25 protein-coding genes are annotated in these 24595 nt (G+C 68.2%); 6 read left to right on the top strand and 19 right to left on the bottom strand.

Translation table 11 applies throughout. The features are described from left to right. Positions 1–28: 28 nt before the first annotated feature. From EYE40_RS01170 to EYE40_RS01145, 6 genes are all read right to left on the bottom strand, one after another. Positions 29–802 (bottom strand): ABC transporter permease, encoded by a 774-nt coding sequence (locus EYE40_RS01170; RefSeq protein ID WP_130980227.1) that lies wholly within the window; start codon positions 800–802, stop codon positions 29–31. Next, complete coding sequence (locus tag EYE40_RS01165; RefSeq protein ID WP_130980226.1) at positions 799–1593, bottom strand: ABC transporter ATP-binding protein; 795 nt, start codon at positions 1591–1593, stop codon at positions 799–801. Before EYE40_RS01165 ends, EYE40_RS01170 begins: the two co-directional genes overlap by 4 nt. Continuing rightward, entirely contained in the window at positions 1590–2486 is an 897-nt protein-coding gene (locus tag EYE40_RS01160; protein WP_130980225.1) for an ABC transporter permease, read from the bottom strand. Before EYE40_RS01160 ends, EYE40_RS01165 begins: the two co-directional genes overlap by 4 nt. Next, entirely contained in the window at positions 2483–3511 is a 1029-nt protein-coding gene (locus EYE40_RS01155; RefSeq protein WP_130980224.1) for a TIGR03842 family LLM class F420-dependent oxidoreductase, read from the bottom strand. Before EYE40_RS01155 ends, EYE40_RS01160 begins: the two co-directional genes overlap by 4 nt. Positions 3512–3615: 104 nt before the next feature. After that, positions 3616–5055 (bottom strand): dihydropyrimidinase, encoded by a 1440-nt coding sequence (gene hydA / locus EYE40_RS01150; RefSeq protein ID WP_130980223.1) that lies wholly within the window; start codon positions 5053–5055, stop codon positions 3616–3618. A gap of 17 nt (positions 5056–5072) precedes the next feature. Next, positions 5073–5921, bottom strand: a complete 849-nt coding sequence (locus tag EYE40_RS01145; RefSeq protein WP_130980222.1) for a nitrilase-related carbon-nitrogen hydrolase — start codon at positions 5919–5921, stop codon at positions 5073–5075. Between the two features lie 121 nt (positions 5922–6042). Here EYE40_RS01145 and cofD point away from each other — a divergent pair, with 121 nt between their 5' ends. Continuing rightward, positions 6043–6987 (top strand): 2-phospho-L-lactate transferase, encoded by a 945-nt coding sequence (cofD, locus tag EYE40_RS01140; protein WP_130980221.1) that lies wholly within the window; start codon positions 6043–6045, stop codon positions 6985–6987. On the opposite strand, the gene cofC is transcribed toward cofD, so the two are convergent. Beyond that, positions 6956–7519 carry a 2-phospho-L-lactate guanylyltransferase gene (cofC, locus tag EYE40_RS01135; protein ID WP_130980220.1) on the bottom strand — a complete coding sequence of 188 codons (564 nt, stop codon included), beginning with the start codon at positions 7517–7519 and terminating at the stop codon, positions 6956–6958. The genes cofD and cofC overlap by 32 nt on opposite strands. A 160-nt stretch (positions 7520–7679) precedes the next feature. Between cofC and EYE40_RS01130 the strand changes: the two genes are divergently transcribed. Genes EYE40_RS01130 through EYE40_RS01120 form a run of 3 tightly spaced genes read left to right on the top strand, consistent with a single transcriptional unit; the run spans position 7680 to position 10416 of the window. Beyond that, a complete protein-coding gene (locus EYE40_RS01130) occupies positions 7680–8636 on the top strand; it encodes a putative F420-0 ABC transporter substrate-binding protein (protein ID WP_240034663.1) in 957 nt (318 codons plus the stop codon). Continuing rightward, the gene (locus EYE40_RS01125) at positions 8636–9643 is read left to right on the top strand and encodes a putative F420-0 ABC transporter permease subunit (protein ID WP_130980218.1); all 1008 of its coding nucleotides are present in this window, start codon (positions 8636–8638) and stop codon (positions 9641–9643) included. Before EYE40_RS01130 ends, EYE40_RS01125 begins: the two co-directional genes overlap by 1 nt. After that, positions 9640–10416, top strand: a complete 777-nt coding sequence (locus EYE40_RS01120) for an ABC transporter ATP-binding protein (protein WP_240034661.1) — start codon at positions 9640–9642, stop codon at positions 10414–10416. The genes EYE40_RS01125 and EYE40_RS01120 overlap by 4 nt, the downstream gene beginning before the upstream one ends. A gap of 5 nt (positions 10417–10421) precedes the next feature. Here EYE40_RS01120 and EYE40_RS01115 read toward each other — a convergent pair whose 3' ends face one another. The 7 genes from EYE40_RS01115 to EYE40_RS01085 are packed head-to-tail and all read right to left on the bottom strand — an operon-like array spanning position 10422 to position 18045. Next, positions 10422–12767 (bottom strand): transglutaminase TgpA family protein, encoded by a 2346-nt coding sequence (locus tag EYE40_RS01115; RefSeq protein WP_130980217.1) that lies wholly within the window; start codon positions 12765–12767, stop codon positions 10422–10424. Further along, a complete protein-coding gene (locus EYE40_RS01110; protein ID WP_130980216.1) occupies positions 12757–14103 on the bottom strand; it encodes a DUF58 domain-containing protein in 1347 nt (448 codons plus the stop codon). The genes EYE40_RS01115 and EYE40_RS01110 overlap by 11 nt, the downstream gene beginning before the upstream one ends. Before the next feature lie 5 nt (positions 14104–14108). Beyond that, positions 14109–15083 carry an AAA family ATPase gene (locus tag EYE40_RS01105; RefSeq protein ID WP_130982683.1) on the bottom strand — a complete coding sequence of 325 codons (975 nt, stop codon included), beginning with the start codon at positions 15081–15083 and terminating at the stop codon, positions 14109–14111. A 35-nt stretch (positions 15084–15118) separates the two neighbouring features. Further along, a complete protein-coding gene (locus EYE40_RS01100) occupies positions 15119–15889 on the bottom strand; it encodes a coenzyme F420-0:L-glutamate ligase (protein WP_130980215.1) in 771 nt (256 codons plus the stop codon). Continuing rightward, entirely contained in the window at positions 15890–16888 is a 999-nt protein-coding gene (locus EYE40_RS01095; protein ID WP_130980214.1) for a TIGR03557 family F420-dependent LLM class oxidoreductase, read from the bottom strand. A 36-nt stretch (positions 16889–16924) separates the two neighbouring features. Further along, positions 16925–17293: a PLD nuclease N-terminal domain-containing protein gene (locus tag EYE40_RS01090; protein WP_130980213.1), complete on the bottom strand. Its 369-nt coding sequence runs from the start codon at positions 17291–17293 to the stop codon at positions 16925–16927. Between the two features lie 38 nt (positions 17294–17331). Then, positions 17332–18045 (bottom strand): class I SAM-dependent methyltransferase, encoded by a 714-nt coding sequence (locus EYE40_RS01085; RefSeq protein ID WP_130980212.1) that lies wholly within the window; start codon positions 18043–18045, stop codon positions 17332–17334. 391 nt (positions 18046–18436) lie between these two features. Between EYE40_RS01085 and EYE40_RS01080 the strand changes: the two genes are divergently transcribed. After that, complete coding sequence (locus EYE40_RS01080) at positions 18437–18691, top strand: hypothetical protein (RefSeq protein WP_130980211.1); 255 nt, start codon at positions 18437–18439, stop codon at positions 18689–18691. 165 nt (positions 18692–18856) lie between these two features. Here EYE40_RS01080 and fgd read toward each other — a convergent pair whose 3' ends face one another. Then, positions 18857–19861, bottom strand: coding sequence for a glucose-6-phosphate dehydrogenase (coenzyme-F420) (gene fgd, locus EYE40_RS01075; RefSeq protein ID WP_130980210.1), 1005 nt, complete (start codon positions 19859–19861; stop codon positions 18857–18859). 90 nt (positions 19862–19951) lie between these two features. Next, positions 19952–20773 carry an alpha/beta hydrolase gene (locus EYE40_RS01070; RefSeq protein ID WP_130980209.1) on the bottom strand — a complete coding sequence of 274 codons (822 nt, stop codon included), beginning with the start codon at positions 20771–20773 and terminating at the stop codon, positions 19952–19954. A 133-nt stretch (positions 20774–20906) separates the two neighbouring features. On the opposite strand from EYE40_RS01070, the gene EYE40_RS01065 reads away from it, so the two are divergent. Next, positions 20907–21473 carry a TetR/AcrR family transcriptional regulator gene (locus tag EYE40_RS01065; RefSeq protein ID WP_130980208.1) on the top strand — a complete coding sequence of 189 codons (567 nt, stop codon included), beginning with the start codon at positions 20907–20909 and terminating at the stop codon, positions 21471–21473. A 4-nt stretch (positions 21474–21477) separates the two neighbouring features. Here the strand turns inward: EYE40_RS01065 and coaD are convergent, their stop codons facing one another. Genes coaD through EYE40_RS01050 form a run of 3 tightly spaced genes read right to left on the bottom strand, consistent with a single transcriptional unit; the run spans position 21478 to position 24592 of the window. After that, the gene (coaD, locus tag EYE40_RS01060; RefSeq protein ID WP_130980207.1) at positions 21478–21960 is read right to left on the bottom strand and encodes a pantetheine-phosphate adenylyltransferase; all 483 of its coding nucleotides are present in this window, start codon (positions 21958–21960) and stop codon (positions 21478–21480) included. Between the two features lie 42 nt (positions 21961–22002). Next, entirely contained in the window at positions 22003–24144 is a 2142-nt protein-coding gene (locus tag EYE40_RS01055; RefSeq protein ID WP_130980206.1) for an ATP-dependent DNA helicase RecG, read from the bottom strand. Between the two features lie 25 nt (positions 24145–24169). After that, positions 24170–24592 carry a GNAT family N-acetyltransferase gene (locus EYE40_RS01050; RefSeq protein ID WP_130980205.1) on the bottom strand — a complete coding sequence of 141 codons (423 nt, stop codon included), beginning with the start codon at positions 24590–24592 and terminating at the stop codon, positions 24170–24172. Between the last annotated feature and the right edge of the window lie 3 nt (positions 24593–24595).

Here is a 24595-nt window from a genome sequence, read left to right as displayed (position 1 = left end):
GATTGGGGGTGATGCGGGTGGTGCCCGGTCAGACCGGTCTTCTCCTCGTCACCAGGCGCTCGAGCAGCCCGGTGACGAGGAAGAGGGCGAGGCCGATAGCGATGCCGCCGGCGACGTAGGCGAAGGCGAGCGATGCGCGCCCCGACTTGGCATAGGTGGCGATAGCGGTGCCGATACCGTCGGCGGGACCACCGAAGTACTCGGCGACGAGGGCCGCGATCACGGCGACCGAGCTCGCGATGCGCAGGCCGGTGAGCAGGTAAGGCAGTGCGGTCGGCAGGGTCAGCACACTGAAGGTCTGCCACGGCGATGCCGCGGATGCACGCAGCAGGTCGCGGTGCACGGGCCGCGTCTGGCGCAGGCCGCGCAGCACGTTCACGAACACCGGCACGAAGGCCGCGATCGCCGCGACCGACATACGGCCGAACTGGCTGGACGCCCCGAACATGGTGTTCAGGATGGGGGTGAGCGCCACGATCGGTACCACCGCTATCGCGGCCACGAGCGGCGCGAGCATGCCGTCGATGGGACGGAAGGTGGCGGCGAGCGCGGCCAGCAGGATCGCGACGACGGCGCCGAGCGCGAGCCCGAGCAGGGCGTTGGTCGCGGTGATCGCCATGTCTTCGGTGATAATGCCGAAGCGCAGCCCGATCTCGGTAATGATGGCGAACGGACTGGGCAGGGCGCGCGGTGCCGCGTCCAGCACGTCGACGACGAGCACCCAGAGGCCGAGCATCAGTACGCCGACGACGACCGGCGCCGCGAAGCGCACCCAACCCGGCAGCGACTGCACAGCGTTCATCGCTCGTTCGCCCTCTCCACGGGAGTGCCGTGCAGTGCTTCGCGAACGGCGGTCACCCGCTCGAAGTACTCGGGCGACTCGCGCAGCGCCTCATCCCGGGCGTCCCCGAGAGGAGTCTCGATGATGTCGGTGATGCGCCCGGGTCGAGGGCTCATGACAACGACGCGGTCGGAGAGGAAGACCGCCTCAGGGATCGAGTGGGTGACGAACACCACAGCGGCGCCGGTCTCCTTCGCGATGCGCGTGAGCTCGCCCTGCAGGTACTCGCGGGTCATCTCGTCGAGTGCGCCGAAGGGCTCGTCCATCAGCAGCAGTCGCGGCTGTTCGGCGAGCGACCGCGCGATCGCCACGCGCTGCTGCATTCCGCCCGATAGCTGGTCGGGAAAGCGATCGATGAAATCGGAGAGCCCAACGAGCTCCGCGAGATCGGCAACGCGTTTCGCCCGGTCGGGCTTCGCCATGCCGTGCAGTTCGAGCGGCAGCGCGATGTTGCCGCCGACCGTGCGCCACGGCAGCAGTCCCGCCTGCTGGAAGGCGATGCCGTAGTCCTGGTCGACGCGCGCCTTCGCGGCCGGCTTGCCGAAGATCTCGAGCTCGCCGGTGGTCGCACCGTCGAGGTCGGCGATGAGCCGGAGGAGCGTGGACTTGCCACAGCCGGAGGGGCCGATGAGGGAGACGAACTCCCCCGCCGACACCGTCAGCTCGACCTCGGTGAGAGCGACGACGTCCCCAGCCTTCGTGGGGAACGTCTTGCCGACCCCTGTTGCGCGTACTGCGTATTCGGTGGTCATGCGGTCTGTTCTCCCCTGCGGTAGTTCTTCAGCGTGAGGCCGATGAGGGCAACGGTGCCCGCAGCGACGAGTCCGAGCGCGACCGACCCGATGGTCGGCCCCCAGGGCGCAGCGGGGTCGCTCGATCCCTGCCCGGCGAGCTGGATGAGCATGCGGCCGATGCCGCCCTGCATGCCGATTGATACCTCCGCGACGACCGCACCGACGACGGCGCTCGCCGCCGCGAGCCGGAGAGCGGGAAGCAAGTGCGGGATGGCCGCGGGGATGCGCAGCCGGAACAGCGTCTGCCAGTACCCCGCAGCGTACGTGCGCATGAGGTCGAGGTGCATCCGGTCGGGCGACTCGAGGCCGCGCAGAACGCCGACGGCGATCGGGAAGAATGACAGGTACGAGGCGATGATCGCGACCGAGAGCCACTGCGGCCAGTCGAATGCCGAGCCACGGCTGGCCTGCGTGCCGATCGTGTTGATGATCGGCGCGAAGGCGATGAGCGGAATCGTCTGGCTCACCACGATCCAGGGCAGCAGTCCCGCCTCGGCGAGACGCCAGCGCTGCATGACGGCACCGAGGAACGATCCGACGACGATGCCGATGATCCAACCGACCGCAGCGATACCGAGGGTCGTGAGACCGGCGGTGATCACCGCGACGTACAGCGGCGGCGTGTTGCCCCCGCTCGCCGACGCACCGAGGCGAGCGATCATGTCCCAGATGTGCGGCATCGCGCGATCGTTGGTGCGCGGCAGCAGCATCACGCCCGAGCCGGTCTCGCCCTCGGTCGCACCGACGACGAATCCTGCGGCCGGCCCGAGAAATTTGTAGAGCTCCCACGCGCCGAGCAGCGCGACGACACCGAGAACCCCCCAGAGCGCACCCCTGGCGCGGCCGGTCATACCTTCGCCACGATGACGTCGCGCATGGCCGGGATGACGGTCTCGCCGTAGACGCGGAGGGTCTCCTCCTTGTTGTCGTGCTGCAGGTATCCGGCGAACTGGTCGACACCGATCGCCTTGAGGGCGGTGAGCTTCTCGATGTGCTCCTCGGCCGTTCCGAGCACGCAGAACCGGTCGACGATCTCGTCGGGCACGAAGTCGGCGTGCGTGTTGCCCGCGCGACCGTGCTCGTTGTAGTCGTAGCCCTCGCGACCCTTGATGTAGTCGGTGAGCGCGGTGGGCACATCCGAGCCCTCGCCGTACTTGGCGACGATGTCGGCCACGTGGTTGCCCACCATGCCACCGAACCAGCGGGACTGGTCGCGGGCGTGGGTGAGTGCCGCCTCCGAGCCGTCCGTCACGTACATGGGCGCCGCGACGCAGAACTTGATCGACATCGGGTCGCGGCCCGCATTGGAGGCCGCCGTGCGGACTGTCTCGATCATCCACTTCGCGACATCGAGATCGGCCATCTGCAGGATGAAGCCGTCCCCGACCTCACCGGTCAGCTTGAGCGCGAGCGGGCCGTACGCGGCCACCCAGACGTCGAGCTTCGACCCGCGGCTCCACGGGAACTGCAGCTGCGCGCCGTTGTACTCGACCGAACGAGAGTTCGCCAGTTCCCGGATGACGTGAATCGACTCCCGCAGCGTCTTGAGCGTCGTCGGGGCGCCGTTGGTCACACGTACAGCCGAGTCGCCGCGGCCGATGCCGCAGATGGTGCGGTTGCCGTACATCTCGTTGAGGGTCGCGTAGGTCGAGGCCGTCACGGTCCAGTCGCGGGTGGCCGGGTTGGTGACCATGGGGCCCACGATGATGCGGTTCGTCTCGGCCAGGATCTGGCTGTAGATCACGTAGGGCTCCTGCCAGAGCAGGTGCGAGTCGAAGGTCCAGACGTACTCGAACCCGTGCTGCTCGGCGAGCTTGGCGAGGTGCACGGTGCGTGAGGCGGGCGGGTTGGTCTGCAGTACTGCGCCGAATTCCATGTGGTGCTGCTTTCTTTGTGTCGCTGATTGAGTAGGCCGTTCACGGCCGTATCGAAATCCGGTTTCGATACGGCGCTGGAGCGCCTACTCAACCAGCGAGGAAATCAAATGAGGTACTGGCTGAGGCCGCGCTTGACGAACTGGCCGTCACCCTTGGCGCCGAGGTACTGGTTGCCGTCGACCACGACCTTGCCGCGCGAGAGCACGGTGTCGACGTGTCCGTCGATCTCGAAGCCCTCCCAGGCGGAGTGGTCCATGTTCATGTGGTGCGTCTTGCCCTCGCCGTAACCGATCGAGGTGTGACCGTTCGGGTCGTAGATGACGATGTCGGCATCCGCACCGGGCTGGATGACGCCCTTCTTGCCGTAGAGACCGAACATGCGGGCCGGGGTGGTCGAGGTGATCTCCACCCAGCGCTCGAGCGAGATCTGCCCGTCGACGACGCCCTGGTAGAGCAGGTCCATGCGGTGCTCGACCGAGCCGATGCCGTTCGGGATCTTCGAGAAGTCGCCGAGGCCGAGATCCTTCTGGCCCTTCATGCAGAACGGGCAGTGGTCGGTGGAGACCATCTGCACGTCGTTGGTGCGCAGGCTCTGCCACATGGCGTGCTGGTGGCCCTCCTCCTTGGAGCGCAGCGGCGTCGAGCACACCCACTTGGCACCCTCGAAGGCGCCCCACTCGTCGCTCGTGGCGCCGAGCTGCTCCTCCATCGAGAGGAACAGGTACTGCGGGCAGGTCTCGGCGAAGACGTTCTGGCCGACATCCCGGGCAGCAGCAAGCTGTTCGACGGCCTGCTTCGCGGAAACGTGCACCACGTAGAGCGGCGCACCGGTGAGGTTGGCCAGCATGATGGCGCGGTGGGTGGCCTCCTCCTCCATCTGCCAGGCGCGGGCGACGCCGTGATAGTACGGGTCGGTCTTTCCCTGCTCGAGCAGCTGCTTGACCATAACGTCGATGACGGGGCCGTTCTCGGCGTGCATCATCGTCATCATGCCCGTGTCGGCCGAGACCTGCATCGCCTTGAAGATCTGGGCGTCGTCACTCATAAAGACACCCGGGTAGGCCATAAAAAGCTTGAAGCTCGTGATGCCCTCGTCGGGCAACGAACGCATCGCCTGCAGCGAGTCGTCGGTGACGTCGCCGATGATCTGGTGGAAGGCGTAGTCGATCGCACAGTTGCCCGCCGCCTTCTGGTGCCAGGTGGCGAGGCCGTCCATCACGCGCTGGCCGTAGGTCTGCACGGCGAAGTCGATGATGGTGGTCGTGCCGCCCCACGCCGCGGCGCGGGTTCCGGTCTCGAAGGTGTCGCTCGCCGCAGTGCCGCCGAAGGGCAGCTCCATGTGCGTGTGCGCGTCCACGCCGCCCGGGATGACGTATTTTCCGCCCGCGTCGATCACCGTGTCGACGCTCGACGCGATGTCGAAGCCGAGCAGGCTGGAGCCGGGAGCGAGCACCGCGGCGATGGTCTCGCCGTCGATGAGCACGTCGGCCAGTGAGCGGCCGGTTGCGGTGACGACGGTTCCGTTCTTGATGAGTGTCTTCATGAGTCGGCCCTTCGGGATTACGGCTTCGGGATGCTCGTGTACGAGTCGGGGCGACGGTCGCGGTAGAACTGCCAGTCGTCGCGCATCTCCTGCACCATGTCCATCTCGAGGTCGCGGATGAGGATCTCCTCGTCGGCACCCGAGCCGCGCTCGCCGACGAAGTTTCCGCGCGGGTCGATCACCTGTGACGTGCCGTAGAAGTCGACGGCGAGTTCGCCGTACTCGTTGTCCTCGCGTCCGACCCGGTTGGGCTGCAGCACGAAGTAGCCGTTGGCCACGGCCGCTGCCGGACCCTCGACCTCCCACAGGCGGTTGGAGAGACCCGGCTTGGTGGCGTTCGGGTTGAAGACCATGTGGGCTCCGTTCAGGCCGAGCTCGCGCCATCCTTCCGGGAAATGCCTGTCGTAGCAGATGTACATGCCGATCTTGCCGACCGAGGTGTCGAAGACCGGGTAGCCGAGGTTGCCCGGACGGAAGTAGAACTTCTCCCAGAAGCGGTCGAGGTGAGGCAGGTGGTGCTTGCGGTACTTGCCGAGGATGGTGCCGTCAGCCTCCACGAGAACCGTCGTGTTGTAGTAGACGCCGGTGATGTCCTCCTCGTAGATCGGGAGCACCATCACGAGGTTCAGCTCTTTCGCGAGGGCGGCGAAGCGCTGCACGATCGGGCCGTCGGCCTGCTCGGCGTAGCGGTAGTACTTCTTGTCCTCGGTGATGCCGAAGTACGGACCGTAGAAGAGCTCCTGGAAGCAGATGATCTGGGCGCCCTGCGCCGCCGCATCCCGGGCGAATTGCTCGTGTTTGGCGAGCATCGACTCCTTGTCGCCTGTCCATGTCGTCTGGGTGATGGCTGCGCGTACAACGGTCATGCATACCTCCTGGTCAGGTCCTCATCATCGAGGGCGAACGTTTCACCATTGTTTCCCTTTGTGACCTGCGCGTAAATAGAAGCCGGTCGCGGGCCTGATTTCGCGGGGCTAACGTTGACCGGTGATCATCACCATTCTTTCCGGCGGGGTCGGCGGGGCGCGTTTCGCCCGCGGCGTCCGTGAGCACCTGCGACGTTCTTTGCCCGATGCGGAGCTCCGCATCATCGTCAACACCGGCGACGACATGTGGCTGGCTGGCCTCCGCATCACCCCCGACCTCGACTCGGTCATGTACACCCTCGCCCGGGCGAACGACGAGGAGCGCGGCTGGGGACGCATCGGCGAGACCGAGCGGGCGAGCGCCGAGCTGAACGCGTACGGCGTGGGCTGGCCGTGGTTCACCCTCGGCGACCTCGACCTCGGCACACACATCGCGCGCTCGTCCTTCCTGCGCGACGGACAGACGCTGTCGCAGGCAACGGCGCGGATAACGTCGCGCTGGGACCTGGGCGCTTTGCTGATCCCAGTCACTGACTCCGAGGTCGAGACGCACGTCACGGTCGAGGGCGGCGAGCTGCACTTCCAGGAGTGGTGGACCCGCCACCGTGCACGACTGCCTGCCCTGGGGTTTGTGCAGCGCGGCATTGAGGGCGCTGTAGCGACTGACGCGGCGCTTGCGGCGATCCGGGATGCGGACGTGGTTCTCGTCGCCCCCTCCAACCCGGTCGTCTCGATCGGCACCATCCTCGGCATCCCCGGTATTCGCGACGCTCTCGCCGCGACCGCGGCTCCGATCGTCGGGGTCTCCCCCATCATCGGCGGTGCCATTGTGCGGGGCATGGCCGACGCGTGCCTCACGGCGATCGGTGTCGAGACGACGGCCCCAGCGGTCGCGGCGCACTACGGCGCCCGCTCGGCGGGTGGCCTGCTCGACGCGTGGCTCGTCGACACCGTCGACGCTTCGGCTTCCTACGATGTTCCGACGACCGCGGTGCCGCTCTGGATGCGCGACCTCGACACCAGCGCTCAGCTCGCTAGTGACGCGCTGGCGGCAGCGCGGCTCTAGTGGCCGCACCCAGGCGCTCGCCGAGACCCGCGAGCTGCTCGGGGGTGTCGACGTCGCGCCGCAGGCCCGAGTCCGCCGGGAGCTCCAGCTCGACGTAACCCGCCTCCCGATGGCGCTGCGCCGAGCCCTGACCGAAAGCGGGGGTGTGGCCGATCGTCGAGGTGAGCAGGACCGTGCCGGCGCCCTCGGCGTCGGGCACAAAGGCGCGGGGATGGGCGCTGGCCGCATCCAGAGCCGCACGCAGCTCGGCGGGCAGCAGCGCGGGCAGGTCACCGAGCAGGACCGCGACGGGGCCGTCGGCGGCCTTTATGCCTGCGCCGATGGCGGCGTTCAGGCCCGTGCCGGGATCGGCGACGATTCGGGTGCCCGCGAAGACGGATGTCGAGGCCGTGACGACAATCACCGGGGCGACCTCGAGGGCCGCCCGGATCGTGTCGAGGGCGATGGCCTCGGCGAGCGCGGCCGACGCTCCGAGCCGGGATTTCGCACCCACCGTGCCCTTTACGGGAATCACTATCGTCCAGTCGACCACGCACCCAGTGTCGCACCGCCGCGCGCTAGGCTTGTACCGACCCCCTGGCCGGTTTTGGCCGGGTGTGCCCGCCCCGGTTTTGGAGCGGCCCGGTTTCCGCTCGTGCAGTCTCGCCGCGAGCCGTGCCCTGCTGCCTGCTTATGCCCACCCGGAGGTCCCCGTGTCCCGTCTTGCCATCGCCGTATCCCTCGGCTCCGCCGCCCTGCTGCTGAGCGGCTGCGTCGCCGTCCCCGCGAACGGCACCGGTCCGATCGTCTCCAGCGTGTCGATCGACAACTGCGGCACGAAGTTCAGTGTCGACAAGGCACCCGAGCGCGTCATCACGATCAAGTCGACCTCGACCGAGATGCTGCTCGCGCTCGGCCTCGGCGACCGCATCATCGGCACCGGCTTCCAGGACGGCCCGCTGCCCGAGGAGTGGGCCGACAGCGACATCCCCGTGCTGAGCGAGATGGTGCCCGGGCAGGAGGCGGTGCTCGAGGAGGAGCCCGACTTCGTCTACGCCGGCTGGGAGTCGAATTTCTCCCCCGAGGGTGCGGGCGACCGCGCCGAGCTGCAGGACCTGGGCGTCAACACCTATGTCTCCCCCGCCGCCTGCAAGGAGGCCGCCTACAAGCCGGCCAAGCTCGACTTCGACGAGATCTTCGACGAGATCACCGAGGTCGCCATGATCTTCGAGGCCGACCCGAGCACGCTCATCGAGGCACAGAAGGAGACCGTCGCCGGGATCGACGCCGACGAGCGTGGCCTCAGCGCCCTCTGGTACTCGTCCGGCACTGATGTTCCCTACGTCGGCGCAGGGATCGGAGCCCCGCAGCTGGTGCTCGAGACCCTCGGCCTCGAGAACATCGCGGGCGACATCGACGACACCTGGTCGCCCTTCGCGTGGGAGGCCGTCGTCGACGCGAACCCCGACGTGATCGTGCTCGTCGACGCGACCTGGAACACTGCTGAGTCGAAGATCGCGCTGCTCGAGTCCAACCCGGCCACGAAGAACCTCGACGCCGTGAAGAACGCGCGCTACCTGTACATCCCATTCGCCGCGGGAGAGGCGGGCGTGCGCACGGCGCCGGCCGCAGCCGACCTCGCCGACCAGCTGAAGGCGCTCGACTTCTGATGAGACGGGGGCCGTGGATCTGGGGTATCGCGCTCGGCGCGGTGCTCGTGGCATCCATCACCCTCGCTGTCACGATCGGGCCGGCCGAGATCCGCTTCGACGAGGTGTGGGGGTCGATCGCGAGCCACCTCGGGCTCGGCATCTCTCCGCTGACCGAGCTGCGCGACGGCATCGTCTGGGAGCTCCGGATGCCCCGAGTTCTGACCGCAGCCGCTGTCGGCGCGGGCCTCGCCCTGAGCGGCGCGGTCATGCAGGCCCTCACCCGCAACCCGCTCGCCGACCCGTACCTGCTCGGGCTGTCGTCGGGTGCCTCGTTGGGTGCGGTGAGCGTGATCCTGCTGGGGGCATCGCTGCTGCTGCCCCTCGCCGCGTTCCTCGGCGCCCTGCTCGCCCTTGCCGCGACACTCCTGCTGGCGAGCGCACTCGGACGCATCACCCCGACCCGCACCGTGCTCGCCGGGCTCGCCGTCTCCTCGCTCGCCGGCGCCATCACGAGCTTCGTCATCTTCTGGACGGTCACGGGCGACTCCTACCGCGAGATCCTGAGCTGGCTGCTCGGCTCGCTCGCGGGAGCCCGCTGGCCTGCCGTTGCCATCGCGGGTATCGCGCTGATCGTGGTCGGAATCCCGATTCTGTTCACCGGTCGCCTGCTCGACTCGTTCGCGTTCGGCGACACCTCGGCCGCCGCGCTCGGCGTGAACGTTCAGGGCACCCGCTGGGCGCTGCTCGCCGCCACGGCACTGCTCACCGGCGCGATGGTCTCGGTGAGCGGGTCGATCGGATTCGTCGGGCTGATCCTGCCGCACGCCGTGCGCCTGCTCGTCGGACCGGGGCACCGCGCGCTGCTACCGCTCTCCGCGCTGGTCGGTGCGATCTTCCTGGTCTGGGCCGACACCCTCGCGCGCACCCTGTTCGACCCGCGTGAGCTGCCGGTCGGTATCGTGACGGCGCTCATCGGAGCACCCGTGTTCGCGCTGCTGCTCGCCCGCAGGAGGGCCGACGCGTGAGCGGGCTGCAGGGTTCCGACATCCGCGTGAGTGTCGGCGGCAAGTTGATCATCGACGGCATCGACTGCACCGTGCCGCCCGGCAGTCTCGCCGCCCTCATCGGCCCGAACGGAGCGGGCAAGTCGACACTGCTGCGCGCGCTTGCAGCCGTCGAGAAGCCGCAGTCGGGCAGCGTGAGCTTCGACGGCTCCGAGCTGTACGGCATGCCGCGGCGCGAGCGCGCGAAGCTCGCCGCCTTTGTGGAGCAGGACGCGGCGACCGAGCTGTCGCTGACCGTCGAGGCGGTCGTCGCCCTCGGCCGGATGCCGCACCTGTCGCTCTGGCAAGCGCCGGATGACGCATCCCGAACCGCCGTCACCGACGCGCTCGACGCCGTCGGCATGCGCGAGTTCGCCGGCCGCGACGTCACCACCCTCTCGGGCGGGGAGCGCCAGCGCGTGCTGCTCGCCAAGGCCCTCGCCCAGCAGGCCAGGCTGCTGCTGCTCGACGAGCCGACCAATCACCTCGATATCCGCGCGCAGCTCTCCACGCTTGCGCTGCTGCGCTCGGTCGCCTCGACCGGTGTCACGGTGCTCGCGGCCCTGCACGACCTCGGCCTCGCCGCAGCATGGTGCGACTCGGTGATCGTGGTTGCCGACGGGCGGGTCGTCGCTGCCGGCGAGACCGCGGCGACGCTGACCCCCGAACTGATCCGCGACGTCTACGGCGTGCGCGCGACCGTGTTCACCGACCCTGCGAGCGGTCGCCCGGTGATCGGCTTCGGCGAGCTGTAGCTGCGCTACTCGTCGCGCAGGGAGGGCGGGATGACGTCATCCGCGAACACCTCGGTACCACGACGCGACCACGCCCGGGCGCGGCGGTCGGCGATGCTGTTCGCGACGCCCCAGGCGAGCGACGCGGGCGCGACCCAGCCGCGAACGCGGGCCGGCCATCCGGATGCCCTGCGCACAGCGGGCAGCACCTCGTCGAGATCCTCGACCAGCGTGGACGACCGCGCCGAACCCGTCTCGTCGTAGACGGCGGTCTCGACCGCGGCCCGCAGGCGCTCGAGCGCGTCGATCCCACCCGAATCACCGAGCCTCGCCACCAGCACCGCCTCGAACTCCCGAGGTGTGGCCGAATCACTCGGGTCGAGGCGCAGGTCGCGCGCCGTTGCATCCAGTTCGGTCCAGGCGGCAAGAGCATCGCCGCCGGCCGCCGCCGCTCGGCGCCTGGACCGCAGCAATGACCGGATGCCCGCCGGCACCACCATCAGCAGAACAAGCAGCGCAGCAATCGTCGCCAGCCAGATGGGGAACGGCGATTGAGTGGGGGCGGAGGAGCTGCCGTCCGCCTCGTCGGGTGCGACGGTCGGCGTCGGTGTCGACGTGGGAACGGGATCGGCCGGATCGAGCGACGGCGTGGGCTCAGGCGTGTTGGGTGCCGGAGTAGGCGCGTTCGGGTCACCCTCGCCGAACACGGGAACCTCGCCGCGGCCCGGGGTCGGCTCGAAGCGCACCCAGCCGACACCGGTGAAGTACAGCTCGGGCCACGCGTGCAGGTTCGCCGTGGTCACGAGGAAGAAGTCGCCCTCATTGCTGGTCTGCTGCTGCCCAGGGGTGAACCCGACGGCGACCCGGCTCGGGATGCCGAGGGTGCGTGCCATGATCGCCATCGCCGAGGCGAAGTGCTGGCAGTACCCGGTTTTCTCGCCCAGGAAGCGGGCGATGATCTGGCCGTCATTGCCGTCGAAGCCGTCTTCGACGGGCGCGGTCTCCGAGTACTGGTACGCCCCGGTGCGGAAGGACCGCTGCAGCGCGAGGGCCTGGTCGAAGCGCGTCTCGGCATTCGCGGTGACCTCGAGCGCCCGGTCGCGGATGATTGGGGGCAGGTTGATCGGAAGGTTCAGGTAGGCGGCGGCGGCGGGGTCCTCGACGTCATCCTGCCGCTCCAGGTCGGCGACCGTGGGTTGCGCGTCGACGGCGGTGACCACGTACTCCTGGTTGCGCATCGACGAGTTCTCGGTGCGGATCGTGAGCGACTCCGGATCCCAGGTCCACTCCCCCTGCACGCCGCTGATGCTCGTCGGCGCGTACGGCACCGGCAGCCACTTTCCGCCGATGTTGCCGACGGTGTAGATCGACGAGGTCGTGTCGCGGGGAATGGTGTCGCCGAGGCCCGGAGGGCGCCCGATATTGCCGAGGTCGTTGTTGTTGTCTGACGGTTCAGACGGTACCCAGCCCTCGGAGTCGAAGTTGTCGAGGATCGAGAACGTGATGTACGACTGCTCGATCGCGTCGGTCTTGTAGGTCAGCGCCGTGATCGGCTCCTGCCGGCGCAGGTTCTCGCCCAGGGTGAGGATCGGGTTGATGCCCGTGACGTAGCCGATGCCGTTGCGGTCGCTGATCGGCTCTGGCGGGATCGGGAAGATGAACAGCTGCAGCACGAGCGACAGGGCAAGACTCAGTCCGCCGATCGCCACCGCGTTGCGCAGGTGCGCGAACGGCGAGCTGACGTGCAGCACGACCAGCCAGGCGATACCGGCAAGCAGGAAGAAGAACGGGTCGCTGAGATCGGCGCCGATGAAGGTCGGGGTGAGCACGATGAGCAGCAGCAGGGGGCCGGTCAGCGCGGGTCGGCGCAGTGTGATGGCGACCGCGTCGAGGGCGATCGCGAGCAGCCCGAACGACGACGCCACGAGGAAGAGGATGCCGGGTATCGGGTCGGCCGGCACCTTCTGCGTGGCGATCGAGCGGAGCCCTGTCTGCACGAGCTCGGAGAACCTGTCGATGGTCTCGGGAGACGGGATGATGCCGAGCACCGACGCCGGGGCCGCGAAGAACAGGCTGAGGGTGACGAGGAGCGCGGCGAGGCCGACGAGCACGGGCCATCCCCTGCCCGTCAGCAGCAGGCGCGTCACGGCCATGGCCGTCGTGACGATCAGGGCGGTGGCCATCGCGACCACCCACCACCAGATTCCCTCGAGGATCGGGCCGAGGGCCACCGCCGCGACGCCGAGGGCGATCAACAGCGTGACGCTCAGCCCCCAGCTCGTGATGTCGCCGCGCGGCTGCCAGGTCGGCTTCGCCTCGGGGGCACGCAGCGCCTGCCGGATCGGGGTGTCCCGCTTCACTTCAGCGGCCATCGTGCACCGCCGTGAGCTCTGCCCAGACGTCGGCCGCAGAGGAGTTCGGTTCGGCCTCGATGCACTGCCAGCCCGCCGCCTCGAACTGCGCCCGCGTGCTGAGCGCCTCGGGGTTGAGCAGGTCGCGCATCATCGGCAGACCTGTCTGCAGGATCACGGCGATGCCCGGCTCGAACGCTCGGCGGTGGGCGATCGCCCAGTCGATGGTCGCGTCGCTCGGCTGGCAGAGCACGGCGAACACGGGGGCAGCGGTGTCGGGCTGGTAGTGGTCGAAGCCGTCGAAGTCGTCGCGCACGAGCCGCACACCCGCGAGGCTCTCGAGGAAGGCCGCGCTCGAGTGATCCCCGGTCGCCGTGCTGCCACGGAACGAGACGGCCGGCGACGAGACCTGCTGGCCGCCCGATTCGATGGTCGCAACCGAGAATCCGGATGCCTCGAGGTGCACGCCGAGCGATGCGACGAGTCGCACCACCCACTCGAACGACTCGCTCTCGATCTGCGGGCTGCTGCGGTTGGGCGCATCGGTGGACACGTCGCGATATCCGTCACCGCGGGTGTCGAACAGCAGGCGCACCTCGGGCCGGCTGCGCTGTTCTTCCTGCCGCACCATGAGCTCACCGTAGCGGGCCGAAGCGCGCCAGTGCACGCGGCGCAGGGCGTCGCCGCGGCGGTACTCGCGGGTCATCAGGTCGTCATCGCTGCCGCTCGTCGACCGCTGGATGACGCGGGATGACCCGTCTCCCGCCTCGAGCGGCATCCCGTTGCCCGACAGGTCGACAACGGGTGGGGTCACAAAGAGCGAGTGGGTTCCCGCGAGGGAGACGGTTCCGACCACGAGCCCGAACGGATCACCCGTCACCACGCTCAGCGGCCCGATCTCGAAGACACCGCGGCGGGGCGGCGTGAGCTCGTAACTGAAACGGGCCGAGGTGCCGGAGTTGGCGTAGCGCCCGGTGTGGGCGGTCAGCGCGGGCAGCACGCGCATCTCGGTGCGTCGCTTGCCCCACGGAATGCCGTCCTGCCAGCGGGCCGTCGCACTCTTCGACCTGGCCCGGTTGGTGATGACGAGCGTCGCGCGGGTCGTGTCGCCGACCGCGACGTTCGGCGGGTTGAAGGTGCGCACCGCGTCGAGCTCGAGGGTGCGCGCGCGCATCAGCAGCCGCCCGATGATCACGAGGGTCGCGGTAAGGAACGACGCGAGCAGCAGCACCGTGTTGCCGAGGGCGAAGGCCGCGACGAGGAATCCGATCGACGCCGCGACGAACAGGCGGCCGCGCACGGTGAGCGTCGTCTTCCCGGTCGCGGTGCGGGTCGCCGCCTTCTTCGAACTGGCCATTGCCGTCAGGCCCCGGTGGCCGGCTCCAGCGGAACGGGGGTCTCGGCGACGATGCGGGAGATGATGTCCGGGATGCTCGTCGCGACGCCGATGCCGCCGCCGCTCGAGGAGCGGCTCGCCGGGATCAGGCGGTGTGCGAACACGGGGATGGCGAGCGCGTCGATGTCGTCGGGCAGAACAAACGCGCGGCCGTCGAGAGCTGCACGGGCCTTGGCGGCTCGCATGAGCTGCAGGGTTGCGCGGGGGCTCGCGCCCAGGCGCAGGCCCGGGTGGTTGCGGGTCGCGTGCGCGATCGACACCGCGTACTGCTCGGCCGACCGGCTGGCGTGCACGTTGTTGGCCGTTGCGATCATGGAGATGAGTTCTTCGTTGCTGACGACGGCGGTGACCGCGTCGAGGGGGCGGGCCGTTGCCCTATCCCGCAGCATCTTCATCTCGGCTTCGGCGTCGGGGTAGCCCATCGACATGCGCACCATAAAACGGTCGCGCTGCGCCTCGGGGAGGGCGTAGGTGCCCTCCATCTCGATCGGGTTCTGGGTGGCCACCACGGTGAACGGGGTGGAGAGCGGGTACGTGTGCGCGTCGACGGTGACCTGGCGCTCCTCCATGCTCTCGAGCAGGGCGGACTGCGTCTTCGGGCTCGCGCGGTTGATCTCGTCACCGATGACGATGTTGGCGAAGATCGGCCCGGGCTTGAACTCGAACTCGCGCTCGGCCTGGTTGTACACGGAGACGCCCGTGATGTCGGCGGGCAGCAGGTCCGGTGTGAACTGGATGCGGGTCACGGAGGATCCCACGCTCTGCGCCAGCGCCCTCGCGAGCATCGTTTTGCCGACGCCGGGCACATCCTCGATGAGAAGGTGGCCCTCCGCGAGCAGAACGGTGAGCGCCATGACGACGGCGCTGCGCTTGCCGTCGATCACCGTCTCAATCGATTCGACGATGCCGTGGCTTGCGGCCTGGAACTGCTCGAGTGGCATTGCTGAGGTCACCTCGCCACTCTGCCATACCGTCGTCAGATTTCGGCCTCTTTGCGGGCAGCTTCCAGCCGGGCCGCTTCGAGACCGGCGGCGTATCCCTCCGCGTAGGCCTCGGCAGACCCCAGGCGGAACATGTCCTCGCTGGAGTCGCGCACGAGGGAGCGGGCGCCCGGGGCATCCAGTTCGGCGACGAGGTGACCGAGCCCGCGCACCACGGCGACCGGCATGCCACTCGCCTTGCCCTTGACGAGGTCCGCGGCGGCGGCGATCTCGTCGGCGACGGCCGTGATGGTCGCCTCAAGCGGTCGGCCTGCGGCGTCGGTCGTGCCGCGCAGATCGTCGACGACCCGGATGCCCGCCGCCCCGATCGCGACATCGGTCTGTCCGGTGCGCCAGGGTCGCCCGAGTGTGTCGGTGATGACGACCCCGACCCGCACGCCGTGGGTGCTTCGCAGCGCTGCGGCGATCGCCCGCGCAGACGCGTCCGGGTCCTCGGGCAGCAGCAGCACGGTGCCCTCGGGGGTGTTGCTCGCGTCGACGCCGGCCGCGGCCAGCACCAGCCCGAGCGGGTTCTCGACGATGCGGGTGTTGCCACGGGTGGCCACGAGGCGCACGGTCTGGCTCGTGATCGCGTCCTCGCGATCCGCGGCGAGGATGACGCGTCCCTCCGCCTTGCTCACGATCTTGGAGGTCACGGCGAGGATGTCCCCGTCTTCGAGGATCGACCCGACCGCCTCGCCGAGGATCGTCGGCAGGTCGTCGCCGGTGGCGAACTCGGGCAGCCCGGCGACCGGGAAGACCAGCATCTACTTCACCAGCTTCGGCAGTACGTCGCGGCCGAAGACCTCGAGCCACTCGCGCTGGTTGCGGCCGACATTGTGCAGGTAGACCCGGTCGAAGCCCAGGTCGAGGAAACGCTGGATGTGAGCACGATGCGCGTCGGGATCGGAGCTGACGAGCATCCCGCCCTCGAAATCGCTGGGCTTCACCATGCGGGCGATCTGTTCGAGCTCCCACGGCGAGCGGATGTCGCTCTTGCCGAAGCGCATGCCGCCGTTCGGCCACTCGGTCATGGCGTTGCGCATCGCCTCTTCATCGGTGGGCGCCCAGGAGAGGTGCACGCGCAGCACCTTCGTTCCGGTCTCACGGCCGACCTCGCGCGCGCCCTCGTGAAAGCGCTGCAGCAGGCTCGCGAGCTTCTCGACCGGAGCGGCCTCGGTGATGAGCCCGTCGACGGTGCGGCCGGCGCGCTTGGCGGTGACCGGTCCGGCGGTCGCGACGAGGATCTCGGGGGCGACGGCGGGCATCGTCCAGAGCCGGGTCGATTCGAGTTTGTAGAACTGGCCGTCGTGCTTCACGTCACGCTGGGTGAGTCCCGACACGAACAGCTTCTTGATCACGTCGACCGCCTCGAACATGCGGTTGATGCGCTCGGGAGCCTCCGGCCAGTACTGCCCGGTGATGTGCTCGTTGATGGCCTCGCCACTGCCCAGCCCCAGCCAGTGCCGGCCCGGGTACATGGCGGCGAGCGTCGCGGAGGCCTGCGCCACCATCGCCGGGTGCCAGCGGAACGTCGGTGCCGTCACTCCGGTGCCCAGGTCGCCGGTCGTGACCTGCCCGAGGGCGCCGAGCACGTTCCACACAAAACTGGCCTGGCCCTGCGCGGGCACCCACGGCTGGAAGTGGTCCGCAGCCATCACCCCGGTGAAGCCGTGCTTCTCGGCCTCCTGCGCCAAAGCGATCGCCTCGGTGGGATGAAACCGCTCAAGCATCGCGGCGTAGCCGATGTGGGGTGGGGTGGCCATGGGTCTATTCTCGCGCTTTATAGGCGCGCGCCGGTCCTACTCGCTGGCGGTCTGGCCCTTGGCCTTGAGCTCGGCCTCGAGCCGACGGATGCGGTCCTGGTTCTCATGGAACGCAATCTCGCGCTCCAGGGCGGCGAGCTCGTCCTCAGTGGACGAAGGTGCTCCGAAACCGACGGCCTCCGCGCGACGGGAATCGCCGAAGGAGCCGAGGTTCTCAGCGGTATTACCCCACTCGCGACCGACCAGGAACCAGAGGATCGCACCGACGAGCGGCACGAGGATCACGATGAAGATCCACGTCATCTTGTCAAGGTTTTTGATGTGGTCGCCGTGCCCCGAGATGATGTCGGCTAGCGCGAAGATGAGAAGGGCGAGCGTCCCGACGGATCCCAGCAGATAGATCATGGCCACAGCATAGGCAACTCGAAGCTGCCAGTCGAGGGTTACTCCACAACAGTGCCGATCGCGTAGCGAAAGTGATTGAGCAACCGGTAGCCGTCACCCTGCCGGAAGGGCGCCGCCGCCGCGAGCACCGTCGGCCCGAGCTCGCGTTGCACCGACGCATCCTCGCCCAGCAGCACACCCCGCACGAGATCGTCGTCGCTCGCGAGCACCCACGGCACCGCGACGGCTCCGGATGCCACGAGCTCCAGCCCACCGTCCGCGAGCAGTTGCTCGAGCCCGCCCGGCAACCGCAGGTCACCGTCGGGCGACGGCTCCCCCTCATCCACGGACCGCTCCAGCACGTCGAGGTCGTTGAGTTCACGCTCCGCCCAGTTCACGATGGCGACGAAGCCAGCCGGGGCGGTCACGGCGACGAGCGCGGCCAGGGCGTCATCCGTGTCATCGGCGAACTGCAGTGCGTTGAAAGCGGTCACCACATCGAACGGGCCGGCAGGCAGCGAGCCGAAGTCCCCGAGCTCGACGTTGGTCACACGCGTGCGAGCAAGATCGACCATGCCCTCTGCCGGGTCGACACCGGCGACCGTCGCGCCGAGGGACGCCGCGTACGCGAGGAACTCGCCGCTGCCGCAACCGACATCCAGAACCCGCGAACCGCTTCGGATGCCCGTGCTCTCCGCCACCGCAGCCCACGCGGGTCGGCCCAGCTCGCCCCAGAGCTCCGCCCACTCCGTGGCGAGTTGCGACCAGCTCACGCTCGCACCAGAGGTCTCGTCATGGTTACATTCTTGCGCGACACGCCCGGGATGCTTGCGCCCCGCGCGGAGCTCGCGCTATGGTTTTGCTCGCGCCATTGAACAGAAAGGAGTCGGCGAATGTTTATTTTCAAGACGGGAATTCTCCCAGTTTCTGCCGGCTTCGACCGCGCACTCACCGCCTAATCGGCTGACGGATTCCGCCACCCGATTTCTGCGGTGGTGACGCTCTCGAAGCCCGACCAGCACGACTCTCAGCAGTCGCGCGTCTGGTCAACCACCCTCTTGCGGTGACCTCCAGGTAGTTCGCCGCACCCCTTTTGCCGCGCCGTGCTGACACGCACAGCGGCTCCTCCGTCGCGCTCGCGACAGTTCCAAAGGATCACCTCTCATGAGTACAACCACGTCGACTCGTCGACTGCAGCACCCTCCCCAACAGGAGACCACCGTCCATTCCGTCAGCCGCGTCGGCCTGCTCGACCGAGTAGCCCTGCACGTCGGCCTGGCCCTGATCACGTGGAGCCGCCGGACCCGTTCCATCGAATCCCGCGAACGCCTGGCACTCCTGCACGAGCAGCGTCTCGCCCGTGTGGAGCGCGAAGCCGCGGCTGCGCGCATGCAGCTGCTGCTGCCCCGGCAATTCTGATGTCAGCCGGTTCGTCAGTAACAACAAAGAAGGCCGTCGCCGAGGTTCGCCTGGGCGGCGGCCTTCCGCCTGTTCTGGATGACGCTGCGCTTCGCCGAGTTGCCCGAAAGCGCTGTCTCTTCGAGTGGACAGACAGCGTTTTCAGGCACCTCGGACGTGGTCGGGTTACAGCGCGCGCAGCCTCGGCGCCAGATCCTTCTCGAACAGCTCGAGGAAGCGGCGCTGGTCTGCACCCGGGGCGTGGAACACGAGGTGGTTGAGACCGGCGTCCGTGTACTGCTTGATCTGCGCCACAACGGCGTCTGGATCGGTGCCCACGATGAATCGTGACGCGATCTGTTCGATGGGCAGCGCATCCGCGGCCTTCTCCATCTCGATCGGGTCGGTGATGTCGTGCTTCTGCTCCTTGCTGAGCGCGAGGGGCGCCCAGAAGCGAGTGTTCTCCAGGGCGACCTCCTCGGTGGTCTCGTAGGAGAGCTTGATCTCGATCATGCGGTCGATGTCGTCGAATGACTTGCCGGCCTTCTCGGCCCCCTCCTTCACACCCGGCAGCAGCGCCTCGGTGTAGAGCTCCATTCCCTTGCCCGACGTGCAGATGAACCCATCCCCGACGCGACCGGCGAAGCGCGCGACCTGCGGGCCGCCCGCCGCGACGTAGATCGGCACCGGCTTCTCGGGACGGTCGTAGATGTTGGCGTCGACGGTCTGGTAGTACTCGCCCTCGTAGCTGACGCGGTCCTCGGTCCAGAGCAGACGCATCAGTTCGATGGATTCGCGCAGACGCCCGATCCGCTCCTTGAATTCCGGCCACTCCCCCTTCCAACCGGTCGCGATCTCGTTGAGGGCCTCGCCGGTGCCGACACCGAGGAAGATGCGCTCCGGGTACAGCACGCCCATCGTCGCGAAGGCCTGGGCGATGACGGCCGGGTTGTACCGGAACGTCGGGGTCATGACCGAGGTGCCGATTGTGATGGTGGATGTCCGCTCCCCCACCGCTGCCATCCACGCGAGCGAGAACGGGGCGTGGCCACCCTCGTGGCGCCAGGGCTGGAAGTGGTCGCTCACGGCGACGCTCTCCATGCCGTGCGCCTCGGCGGCGACGGCGATCTCCACCAACTCGCGGGGGTCGAACTGCTCTGCCGATGCCTTGTATCCGAGTTTCAGGGTCATGGTTCTATTCTGCTCTGGTTCCGGTGCCACCCGGCGCGCGCACAGCAAAGGCGCGGCGCCCCGAGGGGTGCCGCGCCTTTCGCGGAGGGTTTACTTGCTGTGGCTGACAGCCCAGGTGAGGGCGTAGTCGGCGATCTCCTCCCAGCCGTCCTGGCTGACCAGACGGTGGGTGCGACCCGCGTACTCCTTCTTCGAGACGACCGCCGGGCCGGTGTACTTGGCGGCGATCGCGTTCACGATGGCCGGCGGCACAACGTGGTCAATGCCACCCGCGATCAGTAGCAGCGGAGCACGGTCAGCCCGGGCGTAGTCGACGTGCGAGACTCCGCCCTTCTCGTTGAAGGCGCCCGCAACACCCTCGAAGAAGACCCGGTTGTACGAGTTCACCGCCGACTGCTCCCAGAGCGCATCGGACGCGTCGCGGTCGAGGTCATTCGCAAACGTGTAGTGGAAGTGTCCCTTCGAGAACGGGGACGCGTCACCCTTGGCCCACGGCTTCGACAGGATCGGGAAACCGGTGCGGAGCGTCGAGAACGGCAGCGTCGTGATTCCGGCCGGCTGGCCGGGGGCGACACCGACGTAGGCGGAACCCAGCCCGCGGTCCGCGAGCATCTGAGTCATCAGGCCACCGAAAGAGTGGCCCATGATGATCGGCTTCTGCCCCTCGGCGAAGCCGGGCAGCGCGCGGATGATGCGCTCGTAGTTGTCCACGATCTGCTTGATGCCGATGCCCTTCAGGGCTGACGGGTCGCGGCGGATGTCCGCAACCGTGCGGTCATCGATGCCGGGCCAGCCCGGAACAACCACGGTGTGGCCGGCGGCGCGGTAGCGCTCAGCCCAGGTGTCCCAGCTGGAGGGGGTCATCCACAGGCCGTGGATCAGGACGATGGTCTTGGGGGAATCGATAGTCATTTCTTCAATCCTTCTGATCGGAGTGCCGCTCTCCCCAATGAGAGAACGATCGTTCTTTCTGCTACCTGAGAAGTTACGCCGCGCTGTCGAAGTTGTCAAGCAAAAAGAGAAAGATCGTTCTATCATTTAGGACATGTCCACAACTTCCGCCCAAACTCGCACATCGCAGGCACGTGAGCGCCTGTTATCCACAGCTGCGGAGCTTTTCTACCGCGAGGGCATCCACGCCGTCGGCGTCGACCGCATCGTCGCCGAGGCCGCGGTCACCCGCGCGACCTTCTACCGCCACTTCCCCGGCAAGGAGGATCTCGTACGCGCCTACCTCGACCTGGAAGACGGCGCGCTGCGCGGCTACTTCGCACAGGTCGAGGGAGAGCCCGACGTCATCCTCGAACAGATCATTCAGGGCATCGCCGACGACGTGACCCGCAACCACACCCGCGGCTGCCCGTTCATCAATGCGGCCGCTGAGTATCCGGATGCCACGAGCCTCGTTCGACAGACCGTGCGAGCCCACCGCGACTGGTTCGCTCACACGCTCGAGACCACACTTGAACAAGCCGGACGCGATGACGCTCCCGAGCGCGCCCGCGCCCTCGTGCTGCTGCGCGACGCCGCACTCGTCGGCGGCTACCTGGACGGGCCGGACACGATCCGCGAGACGTTCATCCGCACGGCGCGACAGGTCGCAGGGCTCTGAGCCGCTAGTCCTTCTCGAGGTACGCGAACACGGCGGGCGGAACGTACGGGCTCACGTCACCGCCGAGTGCCGCGACCTGGCGCACGAGCGAGCTCGACACGTGGGCGTGTGCGGGGTTCGGTAGAAGGAACACCGTCTCGACCCCGGCGAGGTTGCGGTTCACGATCGCCATCGGCGTCTCGTAGGCGACATCGATCTGCGAGCGGATGCCCTTGACGAGCACACTGGCCCCGACATCGGTGCAGTAGTCGACGAGCAGTCCGACACTCCAGCTGGTGACCTTGATGTTGCCGGGCAGTCCCGCTTCGACGATCGACTGCTCGATGAGCGACACCCGCTGGGCGATCGGCAGCAGCGCGGTCTTGCCCGGGTTGTGCACAACCAGCACGTGCAGTTCGTCGAAGAGTCCGGCGGCCCGCTCGATGACGTCGAGGTGGCCAAGGGTGACGGGATCAAACGACCCCGGAACAACAGCGATCCGGCTCATGCGTTCACCCTAGCCGCTGAGTGTTACAGGCTCGTGAATTGGTCAGTTCTTGGCGAGGAACGCGGCCTCGGCCTCATCCAGACGACGATCGAGTGCCTCGCGCAGCGCCGGGTGCCCCGCGAGTGACGGGTCATCATCCAGAATGGATGCCGCGAGCTCGCGGGCCTCGGCGATCAGCTCGCCGTCCTTCGCGACACGCAGCAGCCGCAGGCCCGTGCGACCGCCCGACTGTGTGCTGCCGAGCACGTCGCCCTCGCGGCGGAGCTCGAGATCCTTTTGGGCGAGCTCGAACCCGTCGAGTGTGGCGGCGACCGCTTCGACGCGTTCACGGGCGAGGGTGTCATCCGTCGCCTTCGTCACGAACAGGCACAGTCCGGGAACCCCGCCACGGCCGACGCGACCGCGCAACTGGTGCAGCTGCGAGACGCCGAACCGGTCGGCGTCGAGGATGATCATGGTCGAGGCGTTGGGAACATCCACGCCGACCTCGATGACCGTCGTGGCAACGAGCACGTCGATGTCGCCGGCGGCGAAGGCGCGCATCGTGGCATCCTTCTCGTCGCTCGTCATGCGTCCGTGCAGTGGCTGGATGCGGGCACCCGCGAGCACCGGATTGGCCTGCAGCTCGGCGAGGGTGGCGGTGACGTTGGCGGGTTTGGTGGGCGAGGGCTGGTCAGGGGCGACCTCTAGCGGCTCCTCCACCTCGGCCTCGTCGATCGCCGGGCACACGACGAAGACCTGGCGGCCCTTCGCGATCTCCTCGGCGGCGCGCTGCCACGCCCGGTCGTAGAGTCCTTTGTTCGAGACGACGTGCGACACGATCGGCACACGGCCCGAGGGCAGCTCGGCGATCGTCGAGATGTCGAGGTCACCGAATACGGTCATCGCCACGGTGCGCGGGATCGGCGTGGCCGTCAGCACCAGCACATGCGGGGGTACCGCGCCCTTGGCCCGGAGTGCCTCGCGTTGTTCCACGCCGAACCTGTGCTGTTCATCCACCACAACAAGGCCGAGGTCGATGAACTCGACCCTGTCGCCGAGCAGCGCGTGTGTGCCGACGACGATGCGCGACCCGCCCGCGACGATGTTGAGCAGCGCCTTGCGACGCTCGGGAGCGCTGAGCTGGCCGGTCAGCAGGGTCGGCCGCAGGCGCGCGGAGAGGTCGGGGCCGAGCGTCTTCACGATCGAGCGCAGATGCTGCTGGGCGAGCACCTCGGTGGGGGCGAGCAGGGCTGACTGTCCGCCGTCCTGCGCGACCGCGAGCATCGCCCGCAGCGCGACGAGGGTCTTGCCCGAGCCGACCTCGCCCTGCACGAGCCGGTTCATCGGAATGCCCTCGGCCAGGTCTCGGCTGATCTCGAAGCCGACCCGCTCCTGGTCGCCGGTTCGGGTGAACGGCAGCGCCGCATCGAAGTCGTCGAGCAGCTGGCCCTGGATGCGCGGCTTCGCCGCTGCCTCCCGCAGCCGGGCGCGCTGCTGCAGCAGTGCGGCCTGCAGCACAAACGCCTCCTGGAACCGCAGCGACTTGCGCGCGCCGGCCCAGTCCGCGTCGGTGAGAGGTCGGTGGATGAGCTCGACGGCGCGCTTGTACGGCATCAGCCGGCGGCCCTTGCGCACGCTGTCGGGCACCGGATCGTCGAGCTCGGGAAGGGTGTCGAGCACGATCTCGATCGCCTTCTGGATCTGCCAGCTCGCCATCGTCGAGGTCGCCGGATAGATCGGGATGGGCAGCTCCGCCCAGGCCTTCGCCTTCTCGGGGTCGGTCTCGATGGTCTCGTCAAACAGTTCGTAGTCGGGGTGCGCGAGCTGCAGCGTGCCGCGGTACTCGCCGACCTTGCCCGCGAAGATGCCGCGCACGCCGACGCGCAGCTCTTTGTCGCGCCAGGCCTGGTTGAAGAAGGTGAGGGTCAGGATTCCCTTGCCGTCGCTGATGCGCACCTCGAGAATCGATCCGCCGCGCGCCCGCATCGGACGGCTGCGCACCTCGAGCACCTCGGCGACGATCGTGACGTTCTCGTCGAGCGGCAGAGCTGTGAGTGCCGTGAGCTCGCCGCGCTGCGCATAGCGGCGCGGGTAGTGGCTGAGCAGGTCGCCGACAGTGCGCAGGCGCAGCCCCTTCTCGAGCGCGGTCGCCGTGCGCCCGCCGAGGGCGTTACTCAGCTTTCCGTCGAGCGGGGAGGTCACCGCTCAAGATTACCCGCCACGGCCGTCAGTCGAAGCGAGCGAACGCCCGCAGGGACCCGCCGACGAGCGAGTAGCCGAGCGACTCGTAGAACGCCTGCTGCGCGGGTTCGTCATCCGTCAGCAGCACCTTCTGGCGTACGTGCGCATAAGGCTGCAGGGCGAGCTCGACCAGGGTGCGGCCCACTCCCCTGCGCTGCTCCGCGGGATGCACGAGCACGTCCTGCAGGTAGGCGATGGTCGCCCGGTCGGAGATGACCCGTGCGAGCCCGACGATCGCCTCACCGCGGCGGGCCACAACGACCGTCGTGGATCCGGCGAGCGCCAGCGACAACGTGCCGGGGTCGTTCGTGTAGACCGTCCAGCCCACGGCGCCGTAGAGGTCCAGAACGCGGGACAGGTCGAGGGTGCGGCCGTCGACCAGCTCGAACTCGGGCGCAGAAACATCCATGCC

Source organism: Glaciihabitans arcticus (assembly GCF_004310685.1).
Taxonomy (GTDB): Bacteria; Actinomycetota; Actinomycetes; order Actinomycetales; family Microbacteriaceae; genus Conyzicola; species Conyzicola arctica.
The sequence above is the reverse complement of the archived record's forward strand: the minus strand, read 5'-3'. Positions and strand labels throughout refer to the sequence as shown.